This is a genomic window from Buchnera aphidicola str. Bp (Baizongia pistaciae), assembly GCF_000007725.1.
Lineage (GTDB): Bacteria > Pseudomonadota > Gammaproteobacteria > Enterobacterales > Enterobacteriaceae > Buchnera_B > Buchnera_B aphidicola_H.
In genome coordinates this window covers 295522-309920 of sequence record NC_004545.1, presented here as the reverse complement: position 1 = coordinate 309920, position 14399 = coordinate 295522, and the positions used below count along the sequence as shown (strand labels likewise).

Sequence of the window (14399 nt, the reverse complement as noted above, 5' to 3'; positions counted from 1 at the left end):
TTAATATTATTTATATACAGGAAATAATGAACACAAATTCAAAACTTTTTGTTTAACCTTAGCAGATATTTCAATATTATTAAAATTATCTAAGATATCACATATCCAATTAGAAACTTGTCTTGATTCTAATTCTGTAAAACCTCGTCGAGTAATTGCTGGAGTGCCTATACGAATTCCTGATGTAATAAAAGGACTTAATAAGTCGTTAGGTATACTATTTTTATTAACAATAATATTTGCAGAGTGTAATAAAATATCAGCACGTTTCCCAGTTATATTTTTATTTGATAAATCCAACAATAATAAATGATTAAACGTTTTTCCTGAAACAACTTTGTATCCACGCGATATAAACGTTTTAGCCATTTCTTGCGCATTTTTAATTACTTGATATTGATAATCTTTAAATTCAGGTTCCATAGCTTCTTTGAATGCTATAGCCTTAGCTGCAATAACATGCATTAAAGGTCCTCCTTGACAACCAGGAAATACAGAAGAATTTAATTTTTTAAACAAGGATACATTATCTCCTTTTGCTAAGATTAATCCCCCTCGAGGCCCAGATAGGGTTTTATGTGTAGTAGAAGTTACTACGTGGGCATATTTCAATGGATTAGGATATAATCCCGCTGCTACTAAACCAGAAATATGAGCCATATCTACGAACAAATATGAATTAATTTCATCAGCAATTTCTCTTAATAACTTCCAATTACATATTCCAGAGTATGCAGAAAAACCTCCTACGATCATTTTAGGTTTGTAACGATGTGCTAATTTTCTTATTTGAGGATAATCAATATCTCCACTAATGTCTAGTCCATAAGAAATAAATTTATATAACTTTCCTGAAAAATTAACTGACGAGCCATGTGTTAAATGTCCGCCATGTGATAAACTCATTCCTAACACTATATCATTTGGTTTTAATAATGCGCTGTACACAGCATAATTAGCTTGAGATCCAGAATGAGGTTGAACGTTAGCATAGTTAGCGTTAAATAATTTTTTTGCACGCTTAATAGCTATTTTTTCGATTGCGTCTACATAGTCACATCCACCATAATATCTTTTTCCTGGATATCCTTCTGCATATTTATTAGTTAATTGAGAACCTTGTGCTTCCATAACACATGAGCTAACATAATTTTCTGATGCTATTAATTCAATATGATTTTCTTGACGTTGATATTCTTGTTTCATCATCCGATATACATCAGCATCATAATTAGAAATTGTTTTATTTTTTATAAACATTTTTGTTCCAAATGAAAGTTCTTGCTGAAATTATATGTTTAAAATATTCTATTAATTTAGATATAAAGCATCAAATAATAAAAATTATATATTAAAATTATTATTGTTAACAAAAAAAATACCTTTTAATTTTTAAAAGCTAATTCTAATTCTTCTATTATCTTATTTTTTAAAAATGATTTTTGATAACCACTTGTTAAATCTTTTAATAATATTAAATTGTTTTTTACTTCATTAGGGCCTAATAATAATACTATGCGTGCTTTTATTTTATTCGCTGTACTAAATTGCTTTCTAAGATTGCTTGATAAAATGCTGAGCATTATTTTTTTTTTAGGAAATTGTGTTCGAACGAGCTCAGACAATTTAATTGCTTCTATTTGTATATTATCTTTTAAAAAAATTATAAAAACGTCAATGGCATTGTTTGTTTTAGGTTTTAATTTCAATGATTTTATTAACAAAACTAACCGTTCCATTCCAATAGCACAACCAATTGCCGGGATAAATGTTACTCCTAAAGATTTTGACAAATTATCATATCTACCTCCTGCACAAATGGCATCTTTTGCACCTAATAGATTAGTTTTCCATTCAAATACAGTTTTGTTATAATAGTCTAACCCTCGTACTAATTTATAATTCACTACATAAGAAATTCCAATATTCTTCATTAATTTACACAAATTCTCAAAATGAATTAATGAATTATCATCAATAAAATCCATTAAAATTGGTGCATTATTTATTATAGCTTTTATATTCTTATCTTTGCTATCTAAAATTCTTAGCGGGTTAACATATAAGCGTCGTTTACAATCTTCATCTAAACATGCTTCGTATTGTTTGAAATACGAAAATAAAATTTTTTTATAATGTAATCGAGATTCATATGATCCTATAGAATTTAATTCTAGTTGGACATAATTAGAAATATTCAATGTTCGTAAGATACGTTCTACAAGTAAAATTATTTCTAAATCGATATCTGGCCCTGACATACCTAATACTTCTATTCCAAATTGATGAAATTGTCGATATCTCCCATGTTGAGGGCGTTCATAACGAAACATAGGCCCTAAATACCATAATTTTTGTTTTGAAGTTCGTAACAACCCTTTATTTATACAAGCACGCATGCATCCAATTGTTCCTTCTGGACGTAATGTTATTTTTTTATTTTTTTTATCTTTAAAAGAATACATTTCTTTTTCAATAATATCTGTAATATTACCGATGCTATGAGCGAACAATGATGTTTTCTCTATAAGAGGAAAACGAATTTCGTTATAACAATAATTTTTTAATATTCTTTTTACAATATATTCTATATATTGCCATGTGATAACATCATCAGGAATATAATCATGCATTCCTTTAATAGATCTAATAATTTCTTTCAATGCACTTATCCTATAGTTAATAATTATAATTATTAATTTTGAATTATTAAATTCAATTTTATTATTAATTAGTTGATAATAATTTTTTATAGATAAAAATATTAACAAGTATTTTTATTAATATTAATTTATAATATGTTAACTAATTTAACTTATTTTAAAATACGTTTTATTGCGATAATTCTTATACTTTGTTTTAATATTCATTTTCAGTTTTTGAATAACGTTTTTACTATTAATTTTTTTAGATTTACGAATTCTATCTATATATATTACTTTTATTTCTTAGTCCTGTTACTTCTATTTGTGAATTTAACACTTCACTTAATCTATTTACTACAACATCCAATTACTGAAAACACCCATAGGAACGTCTACGTTTTCCAATTGTTTTCCAGTATTTCAAGCATATTTATTGCATTAAATTCTTAGCGAGAACAAGTGGATATGCTATAAAATTAACTCCTCGAGATTTCATATTCAATGTATAAAGAATATCAAATCCTATTTTTACTTCTTTAACTGGATCAAAAGCCAACAACACTCTAATTGTATCTCCGACACCTTCTAATAATATTAATCCTATACCAATAGAAGATTTTACTGTACCATTTCTAAATCCTTCAGATTCAGTTGTTCCTAACATGTAAAGGTTGATCAATTTTTTTTTGCTAATGCTTTATATGCTTGAGGAGCTATATACGTATTTGAAGGTTTTATATTTACTTTAAATTAATCATAATTAAATTTATCTAAATAATTAATATATCGCAGAGTTGATTCTAATAGTCCCAGTTCAGAAGGAAACTTATATTTTGTCAATATATCTTTTTCTAATGATCCGAAATTAGCCCAAACTCAAATTGGTATATTATGAAATTTAGCGTAATTTACCACTTCTTGTATTTTTTTTATTACCTATATCTCCAGAATGAATATGTAAACAATTTACTTCATATTCTATTGTTTTCAAAGAAATTCTGTAGTCAAAATGTATATTCTTCAACCAAATGGTACTACTACTCTTTTTTTTATAATTTAAAAAGGTTCTACCATATCTAAAATAGAAACAGATATACGTATTATGTCTACTCCAATATCTGATAATTTTAATATTTGTTTAACGGTAACTTTGAACATCTAGAATTTTAGTATTAGTCATGCTTTGTGAAAAATAGAATAAAAATTTCCGATTAGAATTTTATTAACATAAATATAATTAGATTTTTGTCTCAAAATAATAAATTCTTTTTTTTATTCATATTGTTCCTTATTGTATGCAATAATATTTTTATAAAAATATATAAATCGAAAAAAATGTAATTAAACTCTTTTAGTTAATTTATGAAATTAATTTTAAATATAACATTTTTGCTTTATTAACATTAACTAATACAATTAATTTTATTAAATTTTCGATCAAAAACTATCCCAGAAAGTTGTCCACAAGCTGCATTAATATCATAACCTCTTATTTTTCGAATAGTAACAATGCAACCTTTTTTAATTAAAATATTAGCAAAGTTGTTAATAGTTATATCATTACTGCAAATATAATTACTTCCGGAAAAATGATTCCATGGAATAAGATTAATTTTATGAGGTATAGATTTTAAAAGGTTAAAAAGTTCTTCAGCATGATATGCTGCATCATTAATTCCGCTTAACATTACATATTCTATAGTGACACGTTTTTTGTTCGCATTTGAATAATATAAATACTTTTTAATTGCACAAAGTACAGATTCAATATTATACTTTTTATTAATTGGCATTAATTGATTTCTAATAGTATTATTTGAAGCGTGCAATGATACAGCTAACGAAACATCAATCATGGTATGTAGTTTTTTTAATGCAGGAACGATACCTGCAGTAGATAAAGTAATATGATTTTTAGACATATTTAAACCAAATTCATCTAACATTATTCTTAATGCATGAACAACATTAGATAAATTTAATAGAGGTTCTCCCATGCCCATCAAAACTACATTAGTAATTTTATTAGTAATATTTATTTTTGAAAAGTAAATTAACTTTTGAATATACCAAACTTGACCTATTATTTCTGAAACATTCAAATTTTTGTTAAATCCTTGCTGCCCAGTTAAACAAAAACTGCAAGCAAGCGAACAACCTAACTGAGATGAAATACACAGCGTTGTTCGTTGATTTTTAGGAATACACACTGTTTCTATACATTGATTTCCAATAACAACACTCCATTTCATGGTTCCATCTACGGAAACTTTGTGATTTAAAAATTTTGGAGGAGTGATACAACACAATGTTGATAATTTTTTTCTAAGTTGTAAGCTAATATTTGTCATTTTATTAAAATCATCGCAATAATGTTGATATATCCATTTCATTACTTGTTGTGCACGAAATTCTAGTTCTCCTATTGAACAAAAAAATTTTTTCATAGATTGCAAATCAAAATTTAATAAATTTGTTTTTAACTTTATTTTCTGCATTTTACATTCATAATTTATCATGTTCATCCTTAATATTATTTTTATTTAAAAAATATTTGTTGATATAATATATATATATTTTATTATTAAAACTAATTATAAAATATTTTAATTAATGCATAATATTAATAAAAAATAAATTAAAACATTAATAATATTTCATTTTTTGTTACATATGATTAATATGTTTCTTATATAAATATTGTTCGAAATATTTTGTTTCTTAAATTTTTAAATAAGATATTATAGACATATTTACATGTAAATATACGTGTTTAGATGCATAGAATTACAATTTTTTATTTAGCTTATCTGAAAGAATAACTCATTATTTAGAACATACAACTTAAAAATAATTTTGAAATATAAATATATAAATGTATCTTAGTATACTAAAAAAATTAGGAATAACATGCATCCAATACTTAACATTGCTATTCGTGTAGCTCGAAAATGTGGAAATATCCTCATTCAATATTATGATCGAAATAAAACGAACAATGAAAAACAAATATTAAAAAAAGATTTCATTACTAAAATAATTTTTGTGTTAGAAAAAACTATGATTGATATGATTCACAAATCATATCCTGAACATTCAATTATTACATATCATAAAAATAATAAAATTTTTAAAAATACAGAGATAATATGGCTAATTAATGCGTTAGATGGAATTAAAAATTTTGAAAATAATTTACCACATTTTTGTATCTCTATTGCAATTATTGTACGTAAAACTACTCAAATATCAGTTATATATGATCCTATTAGAAATGAACTGTTTACTTCTGTAAAAGGACAAGGTTCTCAACTGAATGGCTATAGAATGCGATGTAAAAGTACTAATACACTTAAACGTAGTTTAGTAGGATTAGTATATCCATGTAATAATAGTAAATTTCAAAATTATTTTTTTACAATAATTAATTTATTATTTTCACATGAAGTAAAATTAAGATGTACTGGTTGCATTAGTTTAGATTGTGCGTATGTTGCTATGGGAAGATTAGATTATTTGTTTAATGGAAATTTAATACCGTTATTATTTTCTTCTGGATCATTGCAAATAAAAGAATCAGGGGGGTTAATTAGTGATCTCAATGGAGGTCATGATTACGTTTCTTCAGGAATTATACTAATCGGAAATCCTAAACTTATGAGGGTGATCCTCGTAAAAATTCGAGAATTGTTTCAAAATAATTTAAAATAATGCTAAAATTTTATAATAAATAAACGTAATATAATTAAGTTATACTAGTCTTTTAAAACAAAGTTTTATAATTAATAAAACATATTTAATAATATTATTTAATAATTAATATTTATTAGTACAGTTTTGTTATTTTAATTAAAAAATCAATAAAATAATATACTTATTCCTTTAAGTATATTTTGTTAATAACATAAAAAAGTTAGTAAAATCTATAATAAAGCTGACATTTATTTACTAGTATTTTATAAATTAATATTTATGTTAAAAGCAGTTACCATAACACTATTATAAATTTCATTTATATTTAAAAAAATGGTTTTTTTAAATATTAAATTTTTAGTAACAAATATAACTTTAAGATAGTTATAACATAAAAAAAGATCAATATAAAAATGTAAATGATTTTAAAATAAAAAAATATATTAAATTTATATTCATGAAATGCTATATATCACAAATTTTACTTTCAACAAATTGACTTGTAAAACTATTATTTTTGTTAATTTAAAACTAAATTAATTTTTTTTATAATTCATATATAACATTTATTTTAAAATTTGTATTTTAGATCATAAATTTATGCATATAAATTTCAATACAATTATATTGTACAACGTATTTAATTTAAAAAAAATTATTTTATTTTAGAAAAATCATAATTTATTAAAAATGTTCATATATAAATAATAAATTTAAATTATATAAATACTTTTTAATGTTCTAAGCGTTTGAATATTACGTTCTATATTTAATATCTAATTATATATTCATTATATATTTTTTTAATTACAATAACGCAATCTTAGTGTTACATGTAAAATTTTAAAATTAGCATCTAATAATAGATGCATCGTAATAAAAATTATTTCAAGAAACATTCATTTATAATTTTATAAAAAATCAGCTAAAAACTTTAAAATATTTATTAAAAATTTAATTAATGTTATTTGTTATTATACAATTATTGAAATATTAAAATAATTTATTATTTAGATATTTATATATTAAGTTGTTAATTGTTTTTAATTTTTTATAAAAAAGTGCTTTTATAATACTTTCATTGTATTTAAATTTAACATGCAATATATTAAATTTTCGTATTCGAGATATAATAAAATCGTCGCTAGTATTGATATCATCAACTAATTTTTTTTTTAAAGCTATAGATCCAAACCAACATTCACCATTAGACAACTTTTCAATATTTAATGAAGGCCTCATAGTTTTAACAAATTTTTTAAATAAATCATGAGCAACATTTAGTTCTTCAACAAATTTTTTTCTATCTTCAGGTGTATTTTCTCCAAATATAGTTAGGGTTCTTTTATGTACTCCAGCCGTATGTAATTCTACATCAATATTATTTTTTTTAAGAAATTTATGAATATTTGGAAATTGTGCTACTACACCAATAGATCCGATAATTGAAAATGGTGTCGCTATAATATAATTTGCTACACAAGCCATCATATATCCACCACTAGTAGCTATTTTATCGATTGATATTGTTAAAAAAATTTTCCTAGATCGTAATCTTTGTAATTGTACTGCTGCTAAACCATATCCATGAATCGTTCCACCTGAACTTTCTAATCGCAATAATACTTCATCATGCTTTTGAGCAACAGAAATAATCGATGATATTTCTTCTCTTAAAGATTTTACTTCATGCGCAGCTATACCACCCTTAAAATCAATAACATATAAAGTTGGTTGAGCTCTAACTACAATAATATTGTGATCTTTATCTATCAACTTGTTATTATTAGTTAGCAATGTGCTACGTTTTAACATTTTGTTTTTTTTATTCCATAATTTTTTTGTCTTTTTATCCATTAATTGAACAATAATACTATTTTTAACTAACTCATAATGATCATTTAATGACGAAACACTCAAAATACCAAAATTTTTATTTTTTTTTCTTGATATTTTTAAAATAATACTGCTAACAAAAATTATAAAAAAAATTACAATAACTATTTTAAATAAAAATAAACTACAGTCATAAATAAAATGCATACATATACTTCCTTATAATTAATTTTAAACATAATTAATTTAAAATTTTGTGTATTAAATAATTTATTTTAAATTAAATTTAAATAACGGAATATCATTTATTAAAGAAATTATGTAATTACTTAAATATTACGTTAAGTCCTAATAGTTTAAGAGATAATTTTAAATATATATATAAAATATATTAATTATCTTAAATTAACTTTTTTACATAAAACATCAATATCATGTTTATTTAATGTTATCCAAGTTCCTGGAAACAATGTTTTAGGTAGAGTTAAATGAGCATAACTTATTCGAACTAATTTATTTACTTGAAATCCTAATTTTTCCCAAATACGTCTAACAATGCGATGTCTCCCTTCACACAAAGATACATTAAACCATTTATTTTTTCCTTCTCCATATTTAAATTGAATGGACTTAAAGTTTGCATATCCATCTAAAAGTTTTACTCGAACATTTAATTGTTTTAATATATTTTCAGTAAACTGCCCAAAAACTCGTACTTTATATATTCTTTCTATATTAAAACTAGGATGCGTTAAGCGATATGCTAATTCTCCATCAGTAGTAAATAATAATAAACCACTAGAATTTAAATCTAATCGACCAATATTAATCCATCTTGCATTAGATAGTTTTGGTAACTTTTCAAATATAGTTCGACGATTTCGTTGATCTTTTCTAGTACATATTTCACCTTCCGGTTTATTATATAACAACACTTTTAAACTTTTATTAATGTTTAGTTTAGGTTTATAATTATTGTTATTGATTATAACTTTTTGTATGACATTTATAGAAATACGTTGTCCAACTTTTACTACTTCATCATTAATTTTTACTGAATGCGATTTAATCAATGATTCAATATAACGACGAGATCCATATCCATGTCTAGCTAAAATTTTTTGTATTTTTTCGCACATATGTTTATTTATCAATTCGTTAAGAAAAATTTAAAAGTGATATATTTTTAAAATAAAGTATTTCAGTGAACTCATTAATAGTAAAAATCTTTACATATATATGCAATAATATTTTTTATCTGTATATAACGTATAGGAGTTAGTGCTAATAAAATACTACACAAAAAATAAATAATAAGATGAAATTGAAAATTTGTTACAGTATGGCCATATATATAATAATTTAAAAACAAAGTAACTAGAGGAAAAATAAAAAAAACTATTGATGCATGTATGGCACTTACTTTGCTTTGTAAATAAAAATAAGCTAGTATACCAAATATTCCCGAAAAATAGCTAAGATAAATAAGAGCTAATATCGAAATTTTAGAAAAATTTTGAAAAATAGGATGTTCAATTAGAATAGAAATGCATAATAGGAATAATCCTGAACAAAAAGAAGGTAATGCATTAAATGTAAGAATAGATATATTTTTACAATATTTTGTAGAATATAAATATATTCCAGAATGACAAAACATTGCTAACATTAAAGCAAAGATGCCACGAATCGAATATAAGTTTCCTAATTTTATTTCTTGATACAAAATTGTCAACAATATTAACATTGCTAATGTTAATCCAAGATTTTGTAAAAAATATATTTTTTTTTTAAAAAAAAAACAGATAACAACATGACTATGTTAGGCATAGTAGCAAAAATAATCGATGAAATTTCAGAATTAACATATGTTCCACCATATAACATTAATGAAAATGGTATAGTAAAATAAAATATACATATAAATAGTTGGAATATCTTTTTTTTATCAGGAAACAACAAAGGCGTGTTAGTGTAGTAAGACATGCCTATTAATATGGGTGACATTAATAGAAATCTCATACTAGTAGCAAAAATAGGAGGAATAGTATTAATAGCAATTTTTATGGCTATAAAGGTTGTCCCCCAAGTAATAGATACTATTATAAATAGTATCATTATAACTAACTTGTTTTCCATGATATATAATTACTCCTCATGTAATATATAACTTTTATAAAAAAATCAAAAACCGTTTTTTAAAAATTTTAATTTATATTTTTAGCATAAAAATATTACATTATTAAAATTATTTTAAAATATAATAATACGTTCAGACGTTAAAAATAATAATCCACAATTAGTTTGTTCAATAAATATTTCATTATAAAATTATTTATATACATTTTTTAAATTTTCGATGTTATTTACAAGATATATTACTGCTTATAAATGGAAGTTTAACTCATTAATATTGAAATATGATAATATATTAATTTTATTTAAGTCATAAATACATTTAAAAACACTTACTTAGCTGTCTACAAGAACATTACTTGTAATTTAAAATAAGATTTTTGAAAAGTTTATATTTAAATTTATCTTTAATAAATAAAAGCATTTTATTATTTAAAATTTAAATATAACTATAAAATCATGCATTTATTTTTTGAGAAATCTAATGAAAATAATTTTAAATAAAATTTATCAAGGTGATACGTTAAACATATCGGAAACTTATACATTATTTAAATCAATTATGTTAAAAAAAATTAATAATATTGAATTGTCAGCTATATTAATTGCCTTAAAAATTAGAGGGGAATCTCAAAACGAAATTTTAGGTGCAGTGAAAGCATGTTTAGAACATATGATAACTTTCCCTAAACCAACGTATATGTTTTCTGATATCGTTGGCACAGGAGGAGATAATAGCAATAGTATAAACATTTCCACAACTAGCGCTTTAGTTGGTTCTGCATGCGGTTTTAAAATTGCTAAACATTGTAATGGTAATATATCTAGTAAAACTGGATCTGCTGACATTTTAAAAAAATTTGGAATTAACATTCAAATTTCTCCTGAAAAATCTAAAAAAATGCTTGATGAATTAAATATTTGTTTTTTATTCGCACCTCAATACCATATTAACTTTAAAGTCGTTACACAAGTGCGAAAAATTTTACGTATAAAAACAATTTTTAATATAATTGCACCTTTACTTAATCCTGCTATGCCTAAGTTAACTGTTATGGGAGTATGTAATTTTAAGCTCATGTTACCTATAGCACAAGTATTAAAGACATTAAATTATCATCATGCAATAATAGTGTGTAGTGATAATATAGATGAAGTAACATTACATAGTTTTACTAAAATAATTGAACTAAAAAATAATAATATTACTTCCTATATATTACATCCAGATGATTTTGGAGTAAAATATTGTCATAAAAACGATATTTTAGGCGGTAATACTGAAGAAAATTACAATATTATAAAAAAAATACTTCAAGGAAAAGGACCGAGTGCTGTTACAGAAACGATAGCCGTTAATGTAGCTATTTTATTTAAAATTTTTGGATATTCAAATTTAAAAAAAAATACAGAATATGCCCTAAAAGTCATTCGAAGTGGTAAAGTTTATGAAAAAATAATTCAACTTTCTAAATTTTAATAAGGTTTTATATTTTGAACAGTATTTTAAAAGAAATAATAAATGATAAATTAATGTGGGTCAAATATCATAAAAAAAAACAACCATTGTTTACTTTTCAAAATAAAATAGTACGATCGAACTATAATTTTAAAAATTCATTAAAATCAATTCACCCTTCCTATATATTAGAGATTAAAAAAGCTTCTCCTTCATTAGGAATAATAAATAATAAATTAGATTTAAAAAAAATATCATTAATTTATAAAAAATACGCATCATCAATATCAATATTAACTGATGAAAAATATTTTCATGGAAATTTTGAATTTATTCCTATAGTTAGAAAAATAGCACATCGCCAACCAATATTATGTAAAGATTTTTTTATTGATCCTTATCAAATATATTTAGCACGATATTATCAAGCTGATGCTATTTTGCTAATGTTATCAATATTAAATGATAATCAATATGTATTTCTAAGAAATATAGCCGAAATGCTAAACATGGACGTATTAACGGAAATTGAGAATAAAAAAGAGTTAACTCGAGCAATAAATTTAAAATCTAAAATTATTGGGATTAATAATAGAAATTTAAATAATCTCTCAATCGATATACAAAAAACTAAAGTTCTAGCGCCTCTTATACCAAAAAAAATAATTATCATTAGTGAATCTGGAATTCAAAATTACAATCAAATTCGACAGCTAAAACCATTTGTACAAGGATTTTTAATAGGATCCAATTTAATGCGAAAAAAAAATTTAGAAGAAGCTGTCTGTAAAATGATTTTAGGGAATAATAAAATATGTGGGTTGACTCAATCTTCTGATGTAAAAATAATAAAAGAATATGGTATTGTTTATGGAGGTTTAATTTTTTGCAAATTTTCACCTCGGTATATTAATTGTAACAATGCTTATTCTATTATTAATAACGTTTCTTTAAAATATATTGGCGTATTTTGTAATGAAAATTTGAAAAGAGTAGCTTATATAGGAACAAAGCTATCTTTGCATGCCGTTCAATTGCACGGTAACGAAGATCAAATTTACATCAATAATTTAAAACTAATACTTCCGAAACATATAAAGATATGGAAGTCTATTATCTACTTAGATTTTTTAAAAAACCAAAAACATTTATTTTATAACGTTAACAAATATATTATTGACAATAAAGATGGTGGTAGTGGAAAAACTTTTAATTGGAAGTATTTAAAAAATTGCAAATTAGATAATGTTATACTAGCGGGGGGTCTTGACATTAATAATTGCATATTAGCTACTGATTTAGGTTGTTACGGTTATGATTTTAATTCTAAATTAGAAAGTTCGCCTGGTATTAAAGATCTTAAAAAAATAGTTGCTCTTACATATTCATTAAGAAGACATACAGTCTTTAATTATCGCAATTTAATTTGTTTAGGAAAAAAATAATGACTTTATTAAAATCATATTTTGGAGAATTTGGTGGTATGTATGTTCCACAAATTTTAATGCCAGCATTATATAAATTAGAAATAGAATTTCTAAAAGCACTTAATGATTTACAATTTACTAACGAATTATCCAATTTATTAAAAAATTATGCAGGAAGACCTACTCCTTTAACATTGTGTAAAAATATAACTAAAAATACGAATACAAAATTATATCTTAAACGTGAAGATCTATTGCACGGAGGTGCGCATAAAACTAATCAAGTTTTAGGACAAGCATTATTAGCTAAAAAAATGAGTAAAAAAGAAATTATCGCTGAAACTGGAGCTGGACAACATGGAGTTGCTACTGCATTGTCTTGTGCATTACTTGGTTTGAAATGCAGAATATATATGGGTTTTAAAGACGTCATTAGACAACAACAAAATGTTTTTCGAATGCAACTTATGGGAGCAAAAGTTATATCTGTAAAAAATGGATCGGGTACTTTAAAAGATGCATGTAACGAAGCGTTGCGTGACTGGTCTGAAAACTATTGTACATCTCACTATATGATAGGAACAGCAGCCGGGCCACACCCTTACCCCACTATGGTCAAAAAGTTTCAAAGTATTATTGGAATAGAAACTAGATGTCAGATCTTAAAACAAGAATCTTGTTTGCCAAATATTATTATTGCATGCATTGGAGGAGGATCCAATGCTATTGGAATATTTTCTGAATTTATTAAAGATAAATCCGTATGTTTAATTGGTGTAGAACCTGCAGGAAAAGGTATTAAAACAGGGAAACATGGAGCACCCATGCAACATGGTAGTACAGGAATTTATTTTGGAATGAAAGCTCCAGTTATGCAAACAAGTGAGGGGCAAATAAAAGAATCTTGGTCCATTTCAGCAGGTTTAGATTTTCCTGCTGTGGGTCCAGAACATGCATGGCTAAAACATATTGGAAGAGCTACATATGTCTCTATCACTGATTGCGAGGCTATTAATGCTTTTAAAATTTTATGTAAATTGGAAGGAATTATTCCAGCTTTAGAATCTTCACACGCATTAGCTTATGCATTAAAATTGATTTCTAAAGATACAAACAAAAAACAAATAATCATAGTTAATATTTCAGGACGAGGTGATAAAGATATTGATACTATTCGAAAAATTGATGTATACAAGGAATAAA

Annotated in this window: 9 protein-coding genes and 2 pseudogenes; 4 read left to right on the top strand and 7 right to left on the bottom strand. The window is 24.2% G+C overall.

Going from position 1 to position 14399, the window contains the following annotated elements; all coding sequences use genetic code 11:
• Window positions 1–6: 6 nt before the first annotated feature.
• The 4 genes and pseudogenes from glyA to BBP_RS01330 form a co-directional block, all read right to left on the bottom strand.
• Window positions 7–1260, bottom strand: a complete 1254-nt coding sequence (gene glyA, locus BBP_RS01345) for a serine hydroxymethyltransferase (protein WP_011091394.1) — start codon at window positions 1258–1260, stop codon at window positions 7–9.
• Window positions 1261–1385: 125 nt separating this feature from the next.
• Window positions 1386–2633: a histidine--tRNA ligase gene (hisS, locus tag BBP_RS01340; RefSeq protein ID WP_416224304.1), complete on the bottom strand. Its 1248-nt coding sequence runs from the start codon at window positions 2631–2633 to the stop codon at window positions 1386–1388.
• A gap of 177 nt (window positions 2634–2810) precedes the next feature.
• Window positions 2811–3905, bottom strand: a pseudogene (locus BBP_RS02985) (flavodoxin-dependent (E)-4-hydroxy-3-methylbut-2-enyl-diphosphate synthase).
• A gap of 143 nt (window positions 3906–4048) precedes the next feature.
• On the bottom strand, window positions 4049–5170 hold the full coding sequence (locus BBP_RS01330; RefSeq protein ID WP_011091392.1) for a bifunctional tRNA (adenosine(37)-C2)-methyltransferase TrmG/ribosomal RNA large subunit methyltransferase RlmN: 1122 nt from the start codon (window positions 5168–5170) through the stop codon (window positions 4049–4051).
• 385 nt (window positions 5171–5555) lie between these two features.
• On the opposite strand from BBP_RS01330, the gene BBP_RS01325 reads away from it, so the two are divergent.
• Window positions 5556–6356: an inositol monophosphatase family protein gene (locus BBP_RS01325; protein ID WP_011091391.1), complete on the top strand. Its 801-nt coding sequence runs from the start codon at window positions 5556–5558 to the stop codon at window positions 6354–6356.
• 975 nt (window positions 6357–7331) lie between these two features.
• Here BBP_RS01325 and sohB read toward each other — a convergent pair.
• The 3 genes and pseudogenes from sohB to BBP_RS02980 all read right to left on the bottom strand — a co-directional run bounded on the left by sohB (window position 7332) and on the right by BBP_RS02980 (window position 10313).
• The gene (sohB, locus tag BBP_RS01320; RefSeq protein WP_011091390.1) at window positions 7332–8381 is read right to left on the bottom strand and encodes a protease SohB; all 1050 of its coding nucleotides are present in this window, start codon (window positions 8379–8381) and stop codon (window positions 7332–7334) included.
• 188 nt (window positions 8382–8569) lie between these two features.
• Entirely contained in the window at window positions 8570–9313 is a 744-nt protein-coding gene (locus tag BBP_RS01315) for a pseudouridine synthase (protein ID WP_011091389.1), read from the bottom strand.
• 74 nt (window positions 9314–9387) lie between these two features.
• Window positions 9388–10313 (bottom strand): annotated as a pseudogene (locus BBP_RS02980) (DMT family transporter).
• Window positions 10314–10794: 481 nt separating this feature from the next.
• On the opposite strand from BBP_RS02980, the gene trpD reads away from it, so the two are divergent.
• From trpD to trpB, 3 genes are read left to right on the top strand one after another with little or no spacing between them, the layout of a single operon-like run.
• On the top strand, window positions 10795–11790 hold the full coding sequence (trpD, locus tag BBP_RS01305; RefSeq protein ID WP_011091388.1) for an anthranilate phosphoribosyltransferase: 996 nt from the start codon (window positions 10795–10797) through the stop codon (window positions 11788–11790).
• Window positions 11791–11801: 11 nt separating this feature from the next.
• Window positions 11802–13214 carry a bifunctional indole-3-glycerol-phosphate synthase TrpC/phosphoribosylanthranilate isomerase TrpF gene (gene trpCF / locus BBP_RS01300; RefSeq protein WP_071812933.1) on the top strand — a complete coding sequence of 471 codons (1413 nt, stop codon included), beginning with the start codon at window positions 11802–11804 and terminating at the stop codon, window positions 13212–13214.
• Entirely contained in the window at window positions 13214–14398 is a 1185-nt protein-coding gene (gene trpB / locus BBP_RS01295) for a tryptophan synthase subunit beta (protein ID WP_011091386.1), read from the top strand. Before trpCF ends, trpB begins: the two co-directional genes overlap by 1 nt.
• The last annotated feature ends 1 nt before the right edge of the window (window position 14399 follow it).